Below are 21,638 nucleotides of genomic sequence, written 5' to 3'. Positions count from 1 at the left end.
TTTGCACTACCGGTCTTAGTTAGCCCTTAAACCCACCACGAAGATAAACGGGTAATTTTGTAGGCTGTGCATATTTTTTCATCTAATTTCAGGATGAAATTGCATGCATTCCCCGGAACGTCGCCCGCGCAAACAAGATTTTTCCATGAAAATCATCGCAATAAAATCTGGCATGACCATTGCATACACTTTTCTGTAGCCATTTGAAAACGGCAGAACCGCCGTCAGGAGAGCATTCCCATGACCAGACTCCTTTCCATGAAACGACGCCATTTCCTTCAGGCTTCTGCCGCCGCCGCTCTCGCCGGCGCAGCGTCTGGCCTCCTCTCCTCGCGCGCATTTGCGCAGACCGCTGTCACCGTCGGCTTCATCTATGTCGGTCCCAAGGATGACTATGGCTACAACCAGGCGCATGCCGAGGGCGCTGCCGCGGTGAAGGCGCTGGCCGGTATCACCGTCGTCGAAGAAGAGAACGTTCCCGAGACGGTGGACGTTCAGAAGACGATGGAATCGATGATCAATCTCGATGGAGCTACCCTGCTCTTCCCGACCTCCTTCGGTTATTTCGATCCGCACATGCTGGCTATGGCCGCCAAATATCCCGATATCCAGTTCCGCCATTGCGGCGGGCTGTGGCAGGAGGGCAAGCATCCGGCTAATACCGGCTCCTATTTCGGTTATATTTTCCAGGGTCAGTATCTGAATGGCATCGCCGCCGGCCATGCGACGAAAAGCAAGAAGATCGGCTTCGTCGCCGCCAAGCCGATCCCCCAGGTGCTGCAGAACATCAATGCCTTCCTGCTCGGCGCGCGCTCAGTCGATCCGACCATCACCTGCCAGGTGATCTTCACCGGCGAATGGTCGCTTGCGGTCAAGGAGGCAGAAGCCACCAACGCGCTGGTTGACCAGGGCGCCGACGTCATCACCTGCCATGTCGACAGCCCGAAGGTGGTCGTCGAAACGGCCGCTGGCCGCGGTGCCTTCGTTTGCGGCTACCATGCCAATCAAAGCCCGCTTGCGCCCGAGAAATATCTGACCGGCGCCGAATGGGCCTGGGGGAATGTCTATAGCGACTTCATCAAGAAGGCCCAGGCCGGCGAAAAGCTCGGCAACTTCGTGCGCGGCGGCCTGAAGGATAGTTTCGTCAAGATGAGCGCGCTCGGCCCAGGTGTTCCCGAGACAGGCCGCAAGGTATTCGAAGCGACGCATGCCGAGATGATGAAGGGCGGCTTCTCGGTCTTCAAGGGGCCGCTGAAGGACAACAAGGGTAACACCGCCGTCGCCGCCGACAAGAGCTATGCGGAAGATGCGATCGAGCTCGAAAGCATGAACTACCTTGTCGAGGGCGTCGTCGGGTCCACGGCCTAAACCGCGTGAGGGGAGAAGCGCCATGACCGTTCAGGCCAATAATCCCGCAGTATCAGTCGCGTCCGACAACCCAGCTTCGATGCGTCCCCTGCTTGGATGGATGGCGCGAAGGGCCGAACCCCTGGTCATCGGCCTTGCCGCCATCCTGATCGGGCTCGGGCTCTTCTCCCTCTTCATCCTGGCGATCGGCAAATCGCCGGCGATGCTCTTCCAGCTCATGTACACCGGCAGCTTCGGTAGCTGGTTTTCGGTGCAGAACAGCTTAAGCCGTGCCGCACCCCTTCTCCTGACGGCACTCTGCGTCGCCCTGCCCGCTCGCCTCGGCCTCGTCATCATCGGCGGGGAAGGAGCGGTCGTGCTGGGCGGCGTTGCCGCCGCAGCTATGGCCTTGCCCCTTGTCGGCTCGGCCCCTGTCCTTCCCACTCTTATTCTGATGGCAATTGCCGCGATGCTCGTCGGCGGCATCTGGATCGGCTTTGCCGGTTTCCTGCGCCATTACCGTGGCGTCAACGAGACCATCTCCTCCTTGCTGCTTTCCTATATCGCCATCGCCGTAATGAACCAGTTCGTCGAGGGGCCGCTCCGTGATCCCGCCAGTCTCAACAAGCCGTCAACCAAGCCGCTGCCGGCGGACTACATGCTCGGCAACATCCCCGGCATGGATGTGCATTGGGGGCTCGTCATCGGCATCGCCGCCTGCATCCTCTCATGGGTCCTGATTGAGGTGACGAGCTATGGTTTTGCGGCGCGGATCGCCGGCGGCAATGTGCGCGCCGCCCAGATCCAGGGTTTGCCGGTCGGCAGATTGATCGCCGGCTTCACTGCGATCGCCGGCAGTTTCGCGGGTCTTGCCGGGATGATCGAGGTCGTCGCCGTCCAAGGCAGCGCCAATGCCTCGCTTGCCGCGGGTTACGGTTATACAGGAATTCTCGTTGCCTTTCTCGCCCGCCACAATCCGCTGGCAATCATCCCGGTCGCGATCCTGCTCGGCGGCATCAATGCCTCGGGCGGCCTCATCCAGCGCCGCATGGGCCTGCCCGATGCCACAGTACTGGTCCTGCAGGGCACGCTCTTCATCGTCATCCTCTTCTGCGAGACTTTCTACGGGCGCTTCAAGATCTTCAATCTCGACCTTTGGAAAAGGAGCCTCTAATGGAAGAGACGGGCATCGGCATCTGGGGCGTGCCGCTCGCGATCCTGGCGGGCGCGATCCGCGTCTCCACTCCCTTCATCTTTGTCAGCCTCGGCGAGACGATCACCGAGCGCTCCGGCCGCATCAATCTCGGCTTGGAAGGCACGCTGGTCTTCGGCGCGATGACGGCCTACGCCGTCGCCGTCATGACCAACTCGCCCTGGCTCGGCGTGCTCGCTGCCATGGCGACCGGCGCTGTCTTCGGCCTCGTTCACGGCTGGATCTGCAAATGGCCGAAGGTGAACGATATCGCGATCGGTATCGCCATGATGCAGTTCGGCCTGGGCCTCGCCTTCTTCCTCGGCAAGTCCTTCATTCAGCCGGCCGCGCCGCATCTGCCGTCCATCCCCTTCGGCTTCTGGTCCAGCCTGCCGCAGATCGACGCCGCGCTGAACATCAATGTCCTGTTCATTCTCGGCGCCTTGCTCGCTTTCGTTCTCTGGTGGGCCTTCCGGAATACGCGGGTGGGCCTCATCCTGCGCGTCGTCGGCGATAGCACGGACGCCGCCCGAGCGATGGGCATCAACCCGGATCGCGTGCGCCTGCTCGCCACCGCCGCCGGCGGATCGCTTGCGGCGATCGGCGGCGCATACCTCTCGCTCTATTATCCCGGCTCCTGGAACGAAGGCATTTCCTCAGGCCAGGGCCTTATGGCCGTGGCGCTGGTCATTTTCGCCCGTTGGAACCCGATCGGCTGCTTTCTTGCCGCTCTGTTGTTCGGCGGCGCCGGCGCGCTCGGGCCGGCGTTGCAATCGATCGGCGTGACGCAGGGCTACTACCTCTTCTATGCGGCCCCCTACGTGCTCACCCTCGTCATCATGATCGCGACCTCCTCGCCGACACGTTCGATCGCTGGCGCACCCGGCGCGCTATCGCTGACGAAATGAGGAGGCCGCAGCTGATGTCCAGCCTCGCACTGAGCCGGTCGAAGCGGGCGAACAGACGGAAGAACATTCAAACACGCGGTGAATAGGAGAAGAAGATGATGGACGCCATGGTCGAGACCAAAGGACATTATATCGACGCCGATCCCTATGCCTGGCCCTATAACGGCGCCCTGCGGCCGGACAACACCGCTCTCGTCATCATAGACATGCAGACGGATTTTTGCGGCAAGGGCGGCTATGTCGACCACATGGGATATGACCTGTCCCTAGTCCAGGCGCCGATCGAGCCGATCGGACAAGTTCTGGCCGCCATGCGCGCCAAGGGCTATCACATCATTCATACCCGAGAGGGTCATCGGCCAGATCTTGCCGACCTGCCGGCCAACAAGCGCTGGCGTTCACAGCGCATCGGCGCAGGTATCGGCGATCCAGGCCCCTGCGGGCGCATTCTCACACGCGGCGAGCCGGGCTGGGACATCATCCCAGAACTTTATCCAATCGAGGGCGAGACGATCATCGACAAGCCCGGAAAAGGTTCCTTCTGCGCCACCGATCTGGAGCTGATCCTCAATCAGAAGCGCATCGAGAACATCATCCTGACAGGGATCACGACCGACGTCTGCGTTTCCACCACCATGCGCGAGGCGAATGATCGTGGCTTCGAATGCCTGCTTCTGGAAGACTGCTGCGGCGCGACCGATTACGGCAACCATCTTGCTGCGATCAAGATGGTGAAGATGCAAGGCGGCGTCTTCGGCTCTGTCTCCAACTCCGCAATGCTCGTGAGCCAGCTGCCATGAGCACGATCCGCGACACACCTCTTCCGCAGCCCTGCAAGGCCGTCGGCATCGATACGATCGACATGACGATGCGTTTTGGCGGTTTCACCGCGCTCGACCATGTTTCGATTAAGGTGGCCTCTGGCAGCTTCCACGCCCTGCTCGGCGAGAACGGGGCCGGCAAGTCGACGCTCGTCAAATGCATCATGGGCTTCTATCACGCGACATCGGGCTCGTTTTCCGTCGATGGCCGCGAAGTGGCGGTCGCCTCGCCCAAGGATGCGGCGAGCTACGGCCTCGGTATGGTCTATCAGCACTTCACGCTGGTCCCCTCGCTAACGGGTGCCGAAAACCTCGTCATCAGCCGCGCAAAAGTACCTGCCATCATCAACTGGGCAAAGGAGAGGAAGGACCTTGCCGCCTTCATGGAGCGCATGCCCTTCCGGATACCGCTGGATCGCCCGGTGAGCGAACTGGCCGCCGGCGAGAAACAGAAGCTCGAAATCGTTAAGCAACTCTATCTCGGCCGCTCCTTTCTAGTCCTCGACGAGCCGACCTCGGTGCTGACCCCCGCGGAAGCCGACGAGATGCTCGGCCTCGTGCGTGGGATGACCGAGCGCGGCGAGCTGACCGTGCTGATGATCTCCCACAAATTCCACGAGGTGACGAAGTTTGCCGATGCCGTTTCGATCCTGCGGCGCGGCAGACTTGTCGGCTCCGGAAAAGTTGGGGAACTCTCCACGGCCGAGATGGCGGCGATGATGATCGGCGACATCAAGCTCGCCGAGCTCGACAGCCGCGTTCCCATCGCGCAGGGCGCCAATCCGGTCCTTAAGGTGGAGCAGGTCAAGGCGCCCGACCGCTCGGGTCTCAAGACCATCGAAATCGACGATCTCACGGTTTGCTCCGGCGAGATCGTCGGCATCGCCGGAATATCGGGCAATGGCCAGAAGGAATTGACGGAAATCCTCGCCGGCCAGCGCCCGACGGAGACGGGCCGAGTTATCGTCAACGGTGACGTCTATCGCGCGACACGGCCCGAGACGCGCAGGAACAATGTCCGCTTCATCCCTGAGGAGCCGCTGCAGAATGCCTGCGCTGCGAGGATGACGGTCAGCGAAAATCTCGCCTTTCGCACCTTCGACCTCAAGGCCGATGGCAAGGATGCGATTTGGCTGAACAAGGGTAAGATGAAGAAGTGCGCCACAGCGCTGATTTCCGATTTCAAGGTGAGGACGGCTTCCTCTTCATCGCCGATCGCGGCCCTTTCAGGCGGCAATTTGCAGCGCGCCGTGCTTGCCCGCGAACTGACCGGCAAAGTGGATCTGTTGATCGTCTCGAACCCGTGTTTCGGCCTAGATTTTTCGGCCGTCGCTGAAATCCGCGCTCGCATCATGAAGGCTCGCAATTCCGGCACTGCGGTCTTGCTGCTTTCCGAAGACCTCGACGAGCTGCTCGAAATGTCCGACCGCATCATGGTGATTTCCGGAGGCAGGCTGGTCTACGAGACGCCGGCGCGCTCGGCCGACATCGGCGTGATCGGCGCCCATATGGCGGGGCACCACTGATGACGGAGATCAAGGCAGAACCTTTCGCCTTTCCGGTGAAGTACGAGCAGCTCGCGCTTATCGTCATCGACATGCAGCGAGATTTCGCCGAGCCCGGCGGTTTTGGCGCCAGCCTCGGCAATGACGTCAGCCGCATCACCAGCATCGTGCCTGATGTCAAACGCCTGATCCAGGGCTTCCGTTATGCGGGGCTACCGGTCATCCACACGATGGAATGCCACAAGCCTGATCTTTCGGATCTGCCGCCGGCGAAACGCGACCGCGGCAATCCGGCGCTCCGTATTGGCGACGAAGGCCCGATGGGCCGCATCCTCATCTCGGGGGAGCCCGGCACCGCGATCTTGCCGGAGCTCGCGCCGCTAGAGGGTGAAGTCGTTATCGAAAAACCGGGCAAGGGCGCCTTCTACGCGACCGAACTCAACGACGTGCTGCAGCAGAAGGGCATCAAACAGCTTGTCTTCGCAGGTGTGACGACCGAGGTCTGCGTGCAGACGACCATGCGCGAGGCGAACGACCGCGGCTATGAATGCCTGCTCGCTGAGGAGGCTACAGAAAGCTACTTCCCCGAGTTTAAAGCAGCCGCCATCGCCATGATACGCGCCCAAGGCGGAATTGTTGGCTGGACGGCCCATGTCAACGACATACTGGAAAGCATTGCCCATGCCTGAGACCACGCGCGAACTACTCACCACAGGCGGCTGGAAGGAGCTTGAATTCGGTCCCTTCCGCGAAGACGTGACAATCCACTGGATTCGAGCGTTCGAAGGCGACCAGCCAGGCGTAGCACTCCTGAGATACGAGGCCGGTGCCAGCGTTCCGCGCCATCGGCACGAAGGTTTGGAAACCATCCTGGTCCTTGATGGGGTACAATCCGATGAGGCGGGCGACTACGGCCGCGGCAGCTACATCGTCAATGCGCCCGGCACCGAGCACTCGGTCTGGAGCAATACCGGCTGTGTCGTGCTGATCCAGTGGGACCGTCCTGTAAAAATGCTGGAACAGGAAACCGCATGAAATCGGACATATCGGCCTTCGACATTGCTTCGCTGCGCGATTTTTATCGAAATGCATTGCGCGCTCATGAAGGACTGCTGGCGCGGTGTTCGCGAAAAGGCTCGATGTTGAGCGGATGCCCCACAAGGTGTGCTGAATTGATCGGAACCCACATTCCTCTGCCATTCAGCTTCTTGCGAACACATAGGTCTGGCTTGCCGTATCGTCTCCAACCCCTACCACTGGCAAGCCGCGGACGCTGCCGGAGGGTTGCGCAATCTTTTCGGCGACCGTCTTGAACCGATCAATGACCGTTTGCGAAACCCTTTTCGCGTCGAGTAAGCTTGCGATTTCATCAACCCATCCGTTCGGAGGCGTAGGACCCGGGGCTTGCCGGGAATACGACCGTGCGGTTGCCGTTGATGAAAGTGCGGTGATGGATATGGGCGTGGATCGCGCGCGCCAGCACTTGCGCTTCAACGTCTCGTCCGAGAGAAACATAGTCCTCCGCAGACTGCGCATGGGTGATGCGTACCGTGTCCTGCTCCATGATTGGACCTTCGTCGAGGTCGGCCGTGACATAGTGCGCCGTTGCGCCGATCAGTTTCACGCCGCGCTCATAAGCTTGCTTATAAGGGTTGGCCCCTTTGAAGCTCGGCAAGAACGAGTGATGGATGTTGATGATACGGCCGGACATCTTTTGGCAAAGCGTGTCCGAGAGAATCTGCATGTAGCGAGCAAGAACGACCAGTTCGGCGCCTGATTGCTCGACGACCTCCATCAAACGCGCCTCGGCCTGGGGTTTGTTGGCCTTGGTCACGGCGATGTGGTGGAAAGGGATATCGTGGTTCACGACCAGCTTTTGATAGTCATAATGGTTGGAAATAACTCCGACGATGTCGATCGGTAGCGCTCCGATGCCCCAGCGGTAGAGAAGATCGTTCAGGCAATGCCCGAAGCGGGAAACCATGAGGATGACCTTCATCCGACGCGAAGCATCGACCAATTCGAAGCTCATCTCGAACTGCGTAGCGACTTTCTCGAATCCTTCGCGGATTTCTGCCTGGCTTGCGCCGTCTTCCGAGGCGAATGTCACTCTCATGAAGAACGTCGAGTTCTCAAGATCATCGAACTGCGAGGAGTCGATGATGTTGCAGCCTTTCGCCGCGAGATAACCCGATATTGCCGCGACGATGCCGCGGGTCGATTCGCATGAAACCGTCAGAATGTACTGAGACATGGGACTTTCCGAATAAAGAAGAATGACCCGAGCGGCGGCACGGGTGCCGGCCGAACAAAGAAGAAAGACTCGTGCCGTAGCACGGGTGCAGGTGGCCGACAGACGCGGCTGGGAGAACTCAAATGTCGAGAGTGGCGCTCCGCTCCCACTCCGTGAAATGCGAGCAATAGGTGTTCCACTCGCCATGCTTCAGTTTCAGGTAAGCGGAGGAGAACTCCACACCAAGCGAAGCTCGCAATTCCTCATCCTTCTCGTATTCACGCAGCGCGTCGAGAAGATTGAGAGGCAGCTTCGGAGCGTCGGTCACGGTATGACCGTCACGATACATATCGAGATCATAGTGGCAGCCGGGATCGGCTTTCGATCGAATTCCCGAAAGGCCTGCGGCGATAATGATCGCCTGCAGGAGATAAGGGTTCACAGCGCCATCCGGCAAGCGGAGTTCGAAGCGACCCGGGCCGGGCACGCGCACCATGTGCGTGCGGTTGTTGCCTGTCCAGGTGACGGTGTTCGGCGCCCAAGTTGCACCCGAGATCGTCCGCGGCGCGTTGATCCGCTTATAGGAATTGACGGTCGGGTTCGTGACGGCGGCCAGCGCTGAGGCATGCTTCATGATCCCGCCAAGGAAGGTTTTACCCTGAGCGGAGAGCCCAAAGGGCATTTCCTTATCCGCGAAGGCGTTTACCTTGCCATCGATATCCCAAACCGAGATGTGGGCATGGCATCCATTTCCAGTCAGACCCTTGAAAGGTTTCGGCATGAACGTGGCGCGAAGGCCGTGCTTTTCGGCGATCGACTTGACCATGAACTTGAAGAAGGAGTGCTTGTCCGCAGTCCTCAGAGCATCGTCATATTCCCAGTTCATCTCGAACTGGCCGTTCGCGTCCTCGTGATCGTTCTGATAGGGCTTCCAGCCGAGTTCGAGCATGTAGTCGCAAATCTCGGCGATCACGTCATAGCGACGCATGACGGCCTGCTGATCGTAGCAAGGCTTCTCGGCAGTATCGAACTGGTCTGAAATCACGGAGCCATCTGAGGAGATCAGAAAGAACTCCGGCTCCACGCCGGTTTTCACCCGAAGCCCTTCTTTCGCAGCTTCCGCGACCAGTCTTTTCAGTACCACACGCGGAGCCTGTTCTACAGGCTGTTCTTCCATGACACAGTCGGCTGCAACCCATGCAACGTCCTTCTTCCAGGGCAACTGGATGACGGAGGAAGCATCGGGAACCGCGAACAGGTCGGGATGGGCAGGCGTCAGATCGAGCCAGGTGGCGAAGCCTGCAAAGCCGGCACCATCTTTCTGCATATCGGCAATGGCTTCCGCCGGGACCAGCTTGGCGCGTTGGCCGCCGAACAGGTCCGTGTAGCTGATCATGAAATATTTGATGCCCTTTTCGGAGGCATATTGCGAGAGGTCGAGTGTCACGTTTGTCCCCTTGTGTTGATCTTAGACACTTGATGATGAAGCCGGCCGCATCCTCCCAAACGCGCCCAGCGGGGCTTTTTAAAAACCGGTCTTGCCGGGGATCCAGCTCGTGCCAGCGAGCGGCACTTGAGCCATGGCCGATGCCTCGATCGTCAGTGCGACAAGATCTTCCGGCTCGAGGTTGTGCAGGTGGTTCTTGCCGCAGGCGCGCGCGATCGTCTGCGCTTCGAGCGTCATGACCTTGAGGTAGTTGGCAAGCCGGCGACCGGCGGCAACCGGATCAAGGCGTTTTGCGAGTTCCGGATCCTGGGTGGTGATACCGGCCGGATCCTTGCCTTCATGCCAATCGTCATAGGCGCCGGCGGTCGTGCCGAGCTTTTGATATTCCTCTTCCCAGCGCGGATCGTTATCGCCGATCGCGACGAGTGCCGCCGTGCCGATCGCGACCGCGTCGGCACCTAGCGCCAGCGCCTTGGCAACGTCAGCGCCCGAGCGGATGCCGCCCGAAACGATGAGCTGCACCTTCCGATGCATGCCCAAGTCCTGCAGCGCCTGAACAGCCGGACGAATGCAGGCGAGTGTCGGCATTCCGACATTCTCGATGAAGACGTCCTGTGTCGCCGCGGTTCCGCCCTGCATACCGTCGAGCACGACGACATCGGCGCCAGCCTTCACGGCGAGCGCGGTGTCGTAGTAGGGACGCGCGCCGCCGACCTTGACATAGATCGGCTTTTCCCAATCGGTGATCTCGCGCAGCTCCATGATCTTGATTTCGAGATCATCGGGGCCGGTCCAGTCCGGATGGCGGCAGGCCGAGCGTTGGTCGATGCCCTTTGGCAGGTTACGCATATTGGCGACGCGGTCGGAGATCTTCTGGCCGAGCAGCATGCCACCGCCGCCGGGCTTGGCGCCCTGGCCAACCACGACTTCGATAGCATCGGCGCGGCGCAGATCCTTCGGATTCATGCCATAGCGGGAGGGCAGGTATTGGTAGACCAGCGTCTGCGAATGGCCGCGTTCCTCGTCCGTCATGCCTCCGTCGCCGGTGGTGGTTGAGGTGCCGGCGATCGTCGCGCCGCGACCGAGCGCTTCCTTTGCATTGCCCGAAAGCGCGCCGAAGCTCATGCCGGCAATGGTGATCGGCGTCTTCAGCGTGATCGGTTTCTTGGCGAAGCGCGAGCCGAGCACCACAGTCGTATCGCACTTCTCCCGATAGCCTTCGAGCGGATAGCGGGATATGGAGGCGCCAAGGAAGAGCAGATCGTCAAAATGCGGAACCTTGCGCTTGGTGCCGGCGCCGCGGATGTCATAGATGCCGGTCGCCGCCGCGCGGCGGATTTCGGCGAGCGTATAATCGTCGAAGGTCGCGGACTTGCGTGGCGGGGTATAAGGGTTGTGATAGCTCATGAGTGTCCCTCGCCTCAGTACGCGTCGGCGTTATCGATGTTGAAATTGTAGAGCTTGCGGGCAGAGCCGTAGCGCTTGAACTCTTCGGGCCTGACGCCCGTGACCCCTGCCCTGTCGAGCAGCTCAGCAAGCTTATCCAGATGCTTCGGCCGCATCTCTTTCTCAATGCAGTCGGAACCGAGACTCTTGACCTTACCGCGGACAAAAAGCTTGGCCTCGTAGAGAGAATCCCCCAGCGCATCGCCGGCGTCGCCTAGCACGACGAGATGGCCGGACTGGCCCATGAAGGCCGACATGTGGCCGATACTGCCATGAACGACGATGTCGATACCCTTCATCGAAATGCCGCAGCGCGATGCCGCATTGCCCTTGATGACGAGCAGGCCGCCTTGGCCGGTGGCGCCCGCATACTGGCTGGCGTCGCCCTCGATGACAACGGTGCCGGACATCATGTTTTCAGCAACGCCCGGACCGGCTGAACCGTGGACCGTCACCCTGCCGCCGTCATTCATGCCGGCGCAGTAGTAGCCGACCGACCCTCGGACAGCGACCGTAACGGGGCTGTCGATACCAACGGCAACGGCATGACTGCCGCGCGGGTTGATGACTTCGAATTCCGTGTCGTTGGCACCTTTGGAAAGGGCATGCAGCGCGCTGTTCAGCTCGCGAAGAGGGGTATTGGAAAGATCGAATATGGGCATAGAATCCTCATTGTTCCGGGAGACGGTCTGAGCCGGCTCCTCCTTTTAAGGCGTTCCTCAGGCGGCCTTGTCGTGATCCCAGAAGTAAACAGTTGCCGGCTCTGGCTCCCAGACACGCGCATTCTCGATACCGGGAAGGTTGACCAGTGCGCGGTATTCCGAGCCGAAGGCAACATACTGGTCTGTCTCGGCCATAACAGCGGGCTTGCAGGCGATCGGGTCGCGCACCACGCCGAAGCCTGATTTGGTGCCGACGACGAAGGTGAAGAAGCCGTCGAGATCGTCGAGCGCGCCCGTCAGCGCCTGGCCGAGATCCTTGCCCTTGGCCATTTCGGCCGTCAGATAGGCGGCGGCGACCTCGGAATCGTTCTGCGTTTCGAAGGTCATGCCTTCGCGAACCAGTTCGCGGCGCAGATTATTGTGGTTCGAAAGCGAGCCGTTGTGCACGAGGCACTGGTCGGCGCCGGTCGAGAACGGATGGGCGCCGAGCGTGGTGACCGCAGATTCGGTTGCCATGCGGGTATGGCCGATGCCGTGGGTTCCGCTCATTGAGCGGACGTCAAACCGCGCCACAACGTCTTTTGGAAGACCGATTTCCTTGTAGATCTCGACGCTCTCGCCCGATCCCATAAGACGGACTGCCGGACGGATCTCTTCAAGCGCTTTGCGCACATTTCCGAGCTTGGACGCTTCCAGTTCGATGATCGCGTGCGTGCTCTTGATCGACACCTCAACTTTGATGCCGGCCTTCTCAAGGTCACTGGCAAGGCCATCGAAGTCCACGCCCGGATTGGCGGACTGGATCGTAATTTTCGCCCGGCCCTCAGAGGGGTCCCCATAGATTGCGATGCCAGCCGAGTCTGGCCCGCGATCCGTCATGGTGATCAGCATATCCGAGAGCAGATTTCCAAGCTGAGGCTCAAGGCTCTTGTCCTTGAGGAACAGTCCAACAATGCCGCACATAGCGTGTGCCTCCGTTCGGTTGATGAAGGAACAGCTACCACGCCGATTACCCCAGATCAACTAACAAGAACAAAAAGTTCGTAGCAAGAAACATTTGACTAGGTGATAGGCAGGACGCATAAAAAATGCGCGGCAAAACGGGGCAAATGCCCATTTGCTCGACGCTCTGGGATGCATTCAGGGAAAATTCGGCGCGCAAAAGCAGCGGCCTTTGGCTCTACAGGATGCCAAAGGCCGTAAATGTCGGCACAACTCGACAGGCTAGAAGCCGGTCAGGCTTCGTTGCCAGCTTTGTTTGGATATGAAATGATCGAAAGATAACGGCATGGAAGCTGGACGAGCTGTTCCGGCCCATGCGGAGCATCAGCGTCGAAAAAAAGGCTGTCCCCCGGCTCCATGTCATAGAGTTGGTCGCCATGCCGATAAACAACTCGACCTTCGAGCATATGAAGGAACTCCATCCCATCGTGTTGGAATGTCGGGAAGACATCCGACGCCGTCGTCAGCGTGATGAGATAAGGCTCCACCGAAACGCCGGTTGTGTTGTTATCGATATGTCCAAGCAGGCTATACTGGTGGCCAGCGCGCGTGCCTCTTCGCTCGATATTCAGCCCCTGCCCCGACTTCACGAACGTAGCCTTGTGCGGCTCCTCGTATCCGCGGAAAAAGGTCGTGATCGGCACTCCGAGCGCCTTGGACAGAGATTGCAAAGTGCTGAGCGAGGGGGAGATGTTGCCGCGCTCGATCTTCGAGAGCATTCCCGACGAAACACCCGTTGCGCTCGCCAGATCCGCGATGGTGATGTTCAGCTTCTTCCGGCACTCTTTGACAGCGTGGCCGATAGCCAGCTCAAGATTGTTTTCACGGGGTTCACGGATGGCATGGGGATTTTGATCAAGCCAGTGTTTTACGGCCATCGCTTCCGCGAGTTTTTCTGCAGTCATTTATGCGTCGCTTTCCGCGTCGTTGGATCCTTAGATCCTACTCTAAAGCATATTCTGCGCTTCGTGCAGTCTTCGCGGCGTTTCGTGCATCCTTGGGACGCAAGCCAAAGAATGCCGTGAAGGCATTCGAGAACTGTGCGGCGTTGGAAAATCCGGTCGCAAAGGCAACTTGTGAGACCGACAAGGCACTCTGCTCTATTAATCGCCGGGCATGCTTCAGACGTATCGCGCGGTAGGCCTTGGAAAAGGTCGTATCCTGATGCTCGAGAAACAGTCGGTTCAGGTGACGGGTACTCAGACCTGCCCACTTCGCCATCGCGTTCCGACTAAGAGGGTTTTCTATCGAGGTCTCCATCTTCTCCAAAACGGAAAGCAGCACGCGATGATGGGTACCAAACCGTTCGGCGGATGAACCTCTCTGCGGATCGACCGAATCTCCAACCGCGGTATGAAGATACCAATCACTGACTCGCCGTGCGAAATCGGCTCCCATGCGGTCGGTGATGAGGGCGTGCATCATATCCAATGGCGCCACGCCGCCGCCGCACGTGATTCGTGCGCCGTCGATAACAAATCTCGTCTGCCTTGGCGTCAGGTGAGGAAATGTCTCGCGCAACAATGCAGCATGTTCCCAGTGGATCGTAAATTCATGATGGTCGAGAAGGCCGGCGGCCGCGAGCATATAGGCTCCACTCGAAATCGCGCCGATCTTCACGCCTTGTCGAGCAAGCTTCCGCAGATGGGGATAAAGGGTCTCTGCCCCGGCCCAGTCAGCGGGACCACCGCCGGTGCAAACGAAGATGGTGTGAAAGGTGTCTCCCGTTTCGGCCAAGTCCTGACATTTCAGGTCAAAGCCTGCCGAACAGCTTACTGAAGCTGCATTCACCGAAAGTGGAACCACCTCGTACAAAGGGCTTCCGGCGATAAGATTGGCGGCCCGCAAAGGTTCAGTCGCCGAGGCATAGCTCATGAGAGCGAAATTGCGAACCGGTACGAATCCGATCCTTTGTGTCATGCTTTTGTCGGCCATGTCCCAAAACACATGAAATACGTCCTTCTGCAGCAATAATTGCGTTGAAAGTCATGTTAGGTCAATCGATATCAACGTGAGATCGGGACATGAAATATTCGGCTCTATCGATTTTCCTGAAGGGCTTGCGAGGCAACCGGACATGGGGCGCCGCTTGGCGCGAGCCGCAGCCCAAGCCACACTACGATGTCATAATCGTTGGTGGCGGCGGCCACGGTCTCGCTACCGCCTACTATCTCGCCAAGGAATTCGGCATCACCAACGTTGCCGTTCTTGAAAAGAACTATATCGGCTCTGGCAACGTCGGGCGCAACACCACAATCATCCGCTCGAATTACCTGCTGGAAGGCAACAACCCCTTCTACGAACTTTCGATGAAGCTCTGGGAAGGGCTCGAACAGGATTTCAATTTCAACGCCATGGTGTCGCAGCGCGGTGTGGTGAACCTCTATCACTCGGATGCGCAGCGCGATGCCTATACCCGGCGCGGCAATGCCATGAGGCTGCATGGCGTCGACGCCGAACTTCTCGACCGCGCCGCCATCAAGGCGATGCTGCCCTTCCTCGATTTCGACAATGCCCGCTTCCCGATCCAGGGCGGGCTTCTGCAGCGTCGCGGCGGCACCGTGCGCCACGACGGCGTCGCCTGGGGCTATGCACGCGGCGCCGACAGCCGGGGTGTCGACATCATCATGAACTGTGAGGTGACGGGGATCCGTGAGGAGAACGGCCGCGTAGTTGGCGTCGAGACGAAAAAAGGCTTCATCGGCTGCGGCAAACTGGCGCTGGCGGCGGCGGGCAACTCGTCCCGCGTCGCGGAGATGGCCGGCATGAAGCTGCCGATCGAAAGCCACGTGCTGCAGGCTTTCGTCTCCGAGGGTCTGAAGCCGTTCATCGACTGCGTCTGCACCTTCGGCGCCGGACATTTCTACGTGTCCCAGTCCGACAAGGGCGGCCTCGTCTTCGGCGGCGATATCGACGGCTACAATTCCTATGCCCAGCGTGGCAATCTCGCAACCGTCGAGCATGTCGCTGAGGCCGGCAAGGCGATGATCCCGGCGCTGTCGCGCGTTCGCGTGCTGCGCTCCTGGGGCGGTATCATGGACATGTCGATGGACGGTTCGCCGATCATCGACAAGACGCCGATCGGCAACCTCTATCTCAATGCTGGCTGGTGCTATGGCGGTTTCAAAGCCACGCCCGCTTCCGGCTTCTGCTTCGCCCATCTGCTGGCCAAGGACACGCCCCATCACACCACGCGGCAGATGCGCCTCGACCGTTTCGAGCGCGGCTATCCGATCGACGAAAAGGGCCAGGGCGCCCAACCCAATCTACACTGATCCGCCGTAGCAAGGACACTGAAATGGCCAGCCTCGTCTCCTGCCCGCATTGCGGCAAAAGACCCAAGGAAGAATTCACCGTCAAGGGTGCCGCGCTGAGCCGCCCATCGCCCGAAGCGGACGGGAAAACCTGGTTCGACTATGTTTATTTGCGCGACAATCCGCGTGGCGCCTATGAGGAATATTGGCACCACACCTCCGGCTGCCGTCGTTGGCTGGTGGTGACCCGCGACACCGCAACCCATGAGATTTTCGAAAGCCGCGATGCCGCCGAGCGCCGCGAGGTGACCGCATGACCCCTCATCGTCTTCCTGCCGGCGGGTTTGTCGACCGCAGCAAACCCCTCTTCTTTTCCTTCGACGGCCAGCGCATGCAGGGCTTCGAAGGCGACAGCCTCGCATCGGCGCTGCTGGCGAACGGCCGCCTGCTGGTCGGCCGCAGCTTCAAATACCATCGCCCGCGCGGCATCCTGACCGCCGGTGCCGCCGAGCCCAACGCGCTGATGACGATCGGCCGGGGCGGGCGCACCGAGCCCAACACGCGCGCAACGATGCAGGAGCTTTACGAGGGGCTGGAAGCAAAAAGCCAGAATCGCTGGCCGTCGCTCGATTTCGACATCGGCTCGCTGAACAACCTTTTGTCGCCTTTCCTCGGCGCCGGCTTTTACTACAAGACCTTCATGTGGCCGGCGGGCCTTTGGGAAAAACTTTACGAGCCCTTCATCCGCCGCGCCGCCGGTCTCGGCCGGGCGACCTATGAAGCCGACCCGGATGCTTATGAGAAAAGCTGGGCGCATTGCGACCTGCTGGTCGTTGGCGCCGGCGCCGCCGGCCTTGCCGCAGCGCTTTTAGCCGGGCGTGCGGGTGCTCGGGTGATCATAGCCGACGAGCATTCGCAGCCAGGTGGTGGCCTGTTGTCGGAAACGGCGGTGATTGGCGGAGCGACGGCGCAGGCCTTTGTGAAGCACGTGCTGGCCGACCTCGCCACATTGCCGAATGTCACGGTCATGCCCCGCACCACCGTCTTCGGCTGGTATGACGGCAATGTCTTCGGCGCCGTCGAGCGGGTTCAAAAGCATGTCGCCGTCCCGTCCGACAAGATCCCGGTCGAGCGTCTTTGGCGCATCGTCGCCAAGCAGGCGTTGCTCGCGACCGGCGCCGAAGAACGTCCGCTCGTCTTCGGCGGCAACGATATTCCGGGGGTGATGATGGCGGGTGCGATGCGCAGCTATCTCAACCGCTACGCCGTTGCGCCTGGCCAGCAGGTGGCGATCTTCACCACCAACGACAGCGGCTATGCGCTGGCGCAGGATCTCGAAGCTGTCGGAATCGTACCTGAGGCGATCATCGACAGCCGCCCGGCCGCGCCTTCCGCCTACAAGGGCCGGGCACGGATCATTTCGGGCGCGGTCGTCCGCGATGCCACCGGCGGCAAGGCGCTGTCCGGCATCACCATCGAAGGCAGCAACGGCAGTGAGACGCTGAAGGTCGACGCGCTCGCCATGTCCGGCGGCTTCAGCCCGGTCATTCACCTCGCCTGCCATCGCGGCGGCAAGCCGCAATGGTCCGATGAACTCTCGGCTTTCGTGGCCCCCTCCGACCTGAAGGGATTGGCTCTGGCGGGTACCGCTGCCGGTATCGACGGTTTGGCGGCGTGTTTGACAGATGGCGCTGCAAAGGGCGCGGCCATTGCGGAAGAACTTGGCTTCGCCGCCACCAGACCCGATTTCGGCGCCGTATCGGGCGAGATTTTGGCCGCTCCGGCCAAGCCGCTCTGGACCATACCGGGCGTGCGCGGCAAAGCCTTTGTCGATTATCAGAACGATGTCCATCGCAAGGATCTCAATCTTGCAGTGCAGGAAGGCTATGGCCATGTGGAGCTTGCCAAGCGCTACACGACCAACGGCATGGCGACCGATCAGGGCAAACTCTCCAATATCAATGCCATAGCCCTGCTCGCGAAAGCCCGCGGCATTTCCCCCGCCGAGGTCGGCACGACGACCTTCCGGCCATTCTACACGCCGGTTTCCTTCGGTGCGCTGACCGGCCTCTCGCATGGCAGCCATTTCCAGCCGGTACGCAAATCGCCGCTGCACGACTGGGCGAAGAAGAACGGCGCAACCTTTGTCGAAACCGGCCTCTGGTACCGTTCCGCCTGGTTCCAGCGTGCGGGCGAAACCGGCTGGCGCGAAAGCGTCGACCGGGAAGTCACAAACGTCCGCCTCAACGCCGGTCTTTGCGACGTCTCGATGCTCGGCAAGATCGAGATCACCGGCGCGGATGCGGCTGAATTTCTCAATCGGGTCTATTGCAATGCCTTCCTCAAACTGCCGGTCGGCAAAGTCCGCTACGGTCTGATGTTGCGCGAAGACGGCATGATCTATGACGACGGCACCACAAGTCGCCTCGATGAGAACCGTTACTTCATGACCACGACGACGGCTTATGCCGCAGGCGTCATGAACCATCTGGAATTTTGCGCGCAAGCGCTGTGGCCGGAACTCGACGTCCGGCTTGCCTCGGTAACAGATCAGTGGGCACAGATGGCGATTGCCGGACCCAAGTCGCGGGCGATCCTCGAACGTATCGTCGATACCGATATTTCGAACGACGCCTTTCCCTTCCTGGCCGCATCGGAGGTTTCGCTCCTCGGTGGCCAAGTGCACGGCCGGCTGTTCCGCATCTCCTTCTCCGGCGAACTGGCCTATGAGCTGGCCGTGCCGGCTGGCTATGGAGAGGCCGTAGCCGATGCGATCACGGAAGCAGGCGCCGATCACGGCATTCAGCCCTATGGTGTCGAGACCCTCTCCGTGCTGCGTATCGAGAAGGGCCACGTCACCCACAACGAGATCAACGGTACGGTCGTGCCGGGCGATCTCGGTTTCACAAAAATGCTCTCGGCCACGAAACCGGATTTCATCGGCAAACGGATGCTGGAGCGCGAGGGATTGAACGACCCGCAACGCCATCAGCTTGTCGGGGTGATGCCAATCGATTCGGCAACAAGCTTCCGCACCGGCTCACATATTCTCGAGAAAGACGCAGCGCCGACGCTGGAGAACGATCAGGGCTATGTGAGCTCAAGCTGTTATTCGCCGCATCTTGGCTCGACCATCGGCCTCGCGCTCGTTCGCCGCGGTTCAGAACGTCATGGAGAAGAGGTGCTGGTCTGGAACGGACTGCGCGGTGAATTCACGCCCGCCCGACTGTGCAGCCCAGTCTTCTACGATCCCGCCAACGAAAAGCTACATGCGTAAACCGGGAGATATCTGATGTCCGAATTTCGCGTCGCGCTTCGCCCCGCATTGGCCGGCCAACCGCCGATCGCCCGATCTGGCGTGCATATCGAAGCGCTCCCTGACGGAACCGTTCTGCACCTGCTAGCCAATACGTCCAGCCCAAAGATGCCTGCACTCGCCGCAGAAGCCAAAGTCGCGGGTCTCTCGCTTCGCACTTTGTCTCCGGGGCAATGGTTTGCGGTCGGCGCTACGCCGTTCCCGCTTGCCGGGCTGAAGGATCTGAAAGCGGTATTGAAAGCCAAAGCGGATATCGTGGATCAGAGCCACGGGCGTGTGCGGATTGCTGTCCGCGGTCCCATAGCGACGCGTGTTCTTGCCAAGGGCACTGCCGTGGATTTTGCACTTGCCGAATTTCCAGTTGGAAAGTCAACGACGACGCTGGTCGGTCACATTGGCGTGCATCTGACACGTACGGAGGAAGAGGCGTTTGAGCTGATCGTACTCCGAGGTTTTGCTGAAAGTCTTTGGGACGATCTGGAGCGGATGAGTGTCGAGTTCAGCTAAGGCAGCCCAACGCCGGCTGCATAACACTGCGCAATGTGAATTGCCGTGTCGAGATTGCAGTTAGAAGTTCGACTGCCGACGTAAGCCTCTGAAGACGGGGTACGCCTCAAAGCCGCAGGAGCGAAAAGGACTACACCAGACCTTGGTGAGGCATCCGGCGACTGACTGCTCTTGGGAGCAGAACATGAGACCCCGTCATTCGACGTCCGGTTTGCAGTTGATATCCCATCAGGGGTGAGTAGCGGCCTGCACGGTGGCAGAGTGAGGTCGCTTCTGTAACGGGCTTTCCCGAGTCAATCCCTTATGAGTTCAATCCCTCGCCGAGTGCTTGCTTCTGTCCGCAGTCGACGCGGGGTCGCTGCTGTATGGGGTCTGCTGAGGAGCGGTTGGCCAATCTAGAAACGCGCAGTCCACTAGTGCTGCTTACCTCACTGCGGCCTAACCCATCCATCGTCCCGGCGAAGGGACCTTGCTCCGGGGGCTGATGGTATGGCCCACCCGAAAGCCTGTCTTGTTACATTCGTCCTCCTCAGCCGGCCATGGCCGGCGCTGCCTTGCGAGGAATGAAGTTGGTTCCCTGAGCATGCGGTGCAACACCACCGCCAGCTTGCGGGCCAGTGCAACCCGCGCCTTTCTGGGTCCCGCACGTCTTGCGACCGCCAGCGCCCAAGTCTTAAGATCCGAGTCTTTGACTGGCCGGGTCAAGATGACGTTGGCCGCCTCGTAGAGCGCGGTTCGTACACCCACATCGCCGATCTTCGAGATGCGACCAGTGTAATCGGTCTCACCCGATTGATACTTCTTCGGCGTCAATCCGAAGTGCGGCTCCACCGCTCGGGATGATCGAAAACGCTCCGGAGCGTCAACGGCCGACACAAATGTCAACGCCACCAGGACGCCAACGCCGGGCGTTGTCATGAGCCGCCGTGCGTTGTCGTCCTGACGGGCCATGGCACGTAGCTTTCGTTCAAAACCTGCAAATTCGTCCATAAGCGCTTCGCGCACCTTCAACAACGAAACGGCGATCGCCTCCAAGGTCAGATGACCTTTAATCAGCTCGCCGATAGGTTCGCCGGGTGGTCGGCCCCTACCTTCAGGCCGAAGCCGCGCAGAATGCCCCGGAGGCTCATCTCGATGTCGTGAAGTTTTCCCTGGATGAGCTTGCGTGCGGTCAGCAGCGCCCGCACCTCCTGAGCCGCAAGGGATTCGCAGTGCACCGATCTGAACCAGCCAAGCCGCATTAACTGCGCGATCCCGCGCGCATCCTTCTTGTCGGTCTTCACCGGCATCGTCTTGAAGGCAGCACGCACATGGCGCGTCTCGATCAGTTCGACCGTCAGGCCCGCCTTCGCCATGCCCGCGTAAAGCCATTGCGACAACGGGCCAGCCTCCAGACCAATTCGTTCCATTGCTACACCGTGCTCGCCAAACCAGGTGATCAGCGCATCCGGTTCACTGTGGACCTTTGCTTCACGCACAATGCGCCCATCCGCATCCACTACGCACACACTTGAGCATTCCAATGATACGTCGATGCCGGCATACTGCTTCATGGTCGTCTCTCCGTGATGCTATGGAGCAGGTCAATCCCTGACTCCGCGACACCATCATTGTAAGGGACGACCACCAAGCCTTTAAACTCGGCTAGCTGGGCTCCGCCCGTTACACCATCTAGAAAACTCTCTGGAGACCGACCATGCCGATTACGGCAGATCAATCTCAAGCGCAGACCGCTACTCTCGTCGATCTTGGCGCAATTTTCGTCTCGTTGGAATTAAGCAAGTCAACATGGCTGGTGACGGCTCTGTCACCTGTCAGCAAGAAAATGTCCCGCCACACTGTCACTGGAGGCGATATCGCCGGTTTGCTTGCGTGCTTTGCAACACTTCGCCAGAAGGTCAAACGGCGAAAGAACCCATTGTACCCATTGGTCGTGATCCAAGAGGTCGGGCTGGATGGCTTCTGGTTAGGACGGGCGCTGAGCAAGGAAGCTTGGAT

General features: G+C 59.9%; 18 protein-coding genes and 2 pseudogenes. 12 read left to right on the top strand and 8 right to left on the bottom strand.

All coding sequences use genetic code 11. The features are described 5' to 3' along the window. The first annotated feature begins 240 nt into the window (after nt 1-240). From QDY28_RS22015 to QDY28_RS21985, 7 genes are all read left to right on the top strand, one after another. The gene (locus QDY28_RS22015; RefSeq protein ID WP_331383746.1) at nt 241-1,368 is read left to right on the top strand and encodes a BMP family ABC transporter substrate-binding protein; all 1,128 of its coding nucleotides are present in this window, start codon (nt 241-243) and stop codon (nt 1,366-1,368) included. Between the two features lie 22 nt (nt 1,369-1,390). Beyond that, entirely contained in the window at nt 1,391-2,521 is a 1,131-nt protein-coding gene (locus tag QDY28_RS22010; protein ID WP_331383745.1) for an ABC transporter permease, read from the top strand. Next, nucleotides 2,521-3,447, top strand: a complete 927-nt coding sequence (locus tag QDY28_RS22005; protein ID WP_331383744.1) for an ABC transporter permease — start codon at nt 2,521-2,523, stop codon at nt 3,445-3,447. Before QDY28_RS22010 ends, QDY28_RS22005 begins: the two co-directional genes overlap by 1 nt. A gap of 98 nt (nt 3,448-3,545) precedes the next feature. Then, complete coding sequence (biuH, locus tag QDY28_RS22000) at nt 3,546-4,247, top strand: biuret amidohydrolase (RefSeq protein ID WP_331383793.1); 702 nt, start codon at nt 3,546-3,548, stop codon at nt 4,245-4,247. Continuing rightward, nucleotides 4,244-5,794 (top strand): ABC transporter ATP-binding protein, encoded by a 1,551-nt coding sequence (locus QDY28_RS21995; protein ID WP_331383743.1) that lies wholly within the window; start codon nt 4,244-4,246, stop codon nt 5,792-5,794. Before biuH ends, QDY28_RS21995 begins: the two co-directional genes overlap by 4 nt. Next, nucleotides 5,794-6,462, top strand: coding sequence for a cysteine hydrolase family protein (locus QDY28_RS21990; RefSeq protein WP_331383742.1), 669 nt, complete (start codon nt 5,794-5,796; stop codon nt 6,460-6,462). The genes QDY28_RS21995 and QDY28_RS21990 overlap by 1 nt, the downstream gene beginning before the upstream one ends. Continuing rightward, nucleotides 6,455-6,808, top strand: coding sequence for a cupin domain-containing protein (locus QDY28_RS21985; RefSeq protein ID WP_331383741.1), 354 nt, complete (start codon nt 6,455-6,457; stop codon nt 6,806-6,808). Before QDY28_RS21990 ends, QDY28_RS21985 begins: the two co-directional genes overlap by 8 nt. 334 nt (nt 6,809-7,142) lie before the next feature. Here QDY28_RS21985 and purU read toward each other — a convergent pair whose 3' ends face one another. The 7 genes from purU to QDY28_RS21950 form a co-directional block, all read right to left on the bottom strand. Next, nucleotides 7,143-8,027 carry a formyltetrahydrofolate deformylase gene (gene purU, locus QDY28_RS21980; protein WP_331383740.1) on the bottom strand — a complete coding sequence of 295 codons (885 nt, stop codon included), beginning with the start codon at nt 8,025-8,027 and terminating at the stop codon, nt 7,143-7,145. A gap of 118 nt (nt 8,028-8,145) precedes the next feature. Continuing rightward, the gene (glnT, locus tag QDY28_RS21975; RefSeq protein ID WP_331383739.1) at nt 8,146-9,453 is read right to left on the bottom strand and encodes a type III glutamate--ammonia ligase; all 1,308 of its coding nucleotides are present in this window, start codon (nt 9,451-9,453) and stop codon (nt 8,146-8,148) included. A 78-nt stretch (nt 9,454-9,531) separates the two neighbouring features. Then, complete coding sequence (locus QDY28_RS21970; RefSeq protein WP_331383738.1) at nt 9,532-10,860, bottom strand: FMN-binding glutamate synthase family protein; 1,329 nt, start codon at nt 10,858-10,860, stop codon at nt 9,532-9,534. A 14-nt stretch (nt 10,861-10,874) separates the two neighbouring features. Then, nucleotides 10,875-11,561, bottom strand: coding sequence for a GXGXG domain-containing protein (locus QDY28_RS21965; protein WP_331383737.1), 687 nt, complete (start codon nt 11,559-11,561; stop codon nt 10,875-10,877). Between the two features lie 57 nt (nt 11,562-11,618). Continuing rightward, the gene (locus QDY28_RS21960; RefSeq protein WP_331383736.1) at nt 11,619-12,524 is read right to left on the bottom strand and encodes a class II glutamine amidotransferase; all 906 of its coding nucleotides are present in this window, start codon (nt 12,522-12,524) and stop codon (nt 11,619-11,621) included. 272 nt (nt 12,525-12,796) lie between these two features. Continuing rightward, nucleotides 12,797-13,468 (bottom strand): helix-turn-helix domain-containing protein, encoded by a 672-nt coding sequence (locus QDY28_RS21955; RefSeq protein ID WP_331383735.1) that lies wholly within the window; start codon nt 13,466-13,468, stop codon nt 12,797-12,799. Between the two features lie 37 nt (nt 13,469-13,505). Further along, a complete protein-coding gene (locus tag QDY28_RS21950) occupies nt 13,506-14,498 on the bottom strand; it encodes a GlxA family transcriptional regulator (RefSeq protein WP_331383734.1) in 993 nt (330 codons plus the stop codon). Nucleotides 14,499-14,587: 89 nt separating this feature from the next. Between QDY28_RS21950 and QDY28_RS21945 the strand changes: the two genes are divergently transcribed. From QDY28_RS21945 to QDY28_RS21930, 4 genes are read left to right on the top strand one after another with little or no spacing between them, the layout of a single operon-like run. Further along, complete coding sequence (locus tag QDY28_RS21945; RefSeq protein ID WP_331383733.1) at nt 14,588-15,838, top strand: sarcosine oxidase subunit beta family protein; 1,251 nt, start codon at nt 14,588-14,590, stop codon at nt 15,836-15,838. Nucleotides 15,839-15,861: 23 nt separating this feature from the next. Beyond that, complete coding sequence (locus QDY28_RS21940) at nt 15,862-16,134, top strand: sarcosine oxidase subunit delta (RefSeq protein WP_331383732.1); 273 nt, start codon at nt 15,862-15,864, stop codon at nt 16,132-16,134. Beyond that, nucleotides 16,131-19,094, top strand: a complete 2,964-nt coding sequence (locus QDY28_RS21935; RefSeq protein ID WP_331383731.1) for a sarcosine oxidase subunit alpha family protein — start codon at nt 16,131-16,133, stop codon at nt 19,092-19,094. The genes QDY28_RS21940 and QDY28_RS21935 overlap by 4 nt, the downstream gene beginning before the upstream one ends. A gap of 15 nt (nt 19,095-19,109) precedes the next feature. Next, the gene (locus tag QDY28_RS21930) at nt 19,110-19,640 is read left to right on the top strand and encodes a sarcosine oxidase subunit gamma family protein (RefSeq protein ID WP_331383730.1); all 531 of its coding nucleotides are present in this window, start codon (nt 19,110-19,112) and stop codon (nt 19,638-19,640) included. A gap of 561 nt (nt 19,641-20,201) precedes the next feature. Here QDY28_RS21930 and QDY28_RS21925 read toward each other — a convergent pair. Continuing rightward, nucleotides 20,202-21,193 (bottom strand): annotated as a pseudogene (locus QDY28_RS21925) (IS110 family transposase); the annotation flags it as partial. Nucleotides 21,194-21,336: 143 nt separating this feature from the next. Between QDY28_RS21925 and QDY28_RS21920 the strand changes: the two are divergent. Beyond that, nucleotides 21,337-21,638: pseudogene (locus QDY28_RS21920) on the top strand (IS110 family transposase); the annotation flags it as partial.

It is taken from the genome of Rhizobium sp. BR 362 (assembly GCF_036528765.1).
Lineage (GTDB): Bacteria > Pseudomonadota > Alphaproteobacteria > Rhizobiales > Rhizobiaceae > Rhizobium.
The sequence above is the reverse complement of the archived record's forward strand: the minus strand, read 5'-3'. Positions and strand labels throughout refer to the sequence as shown.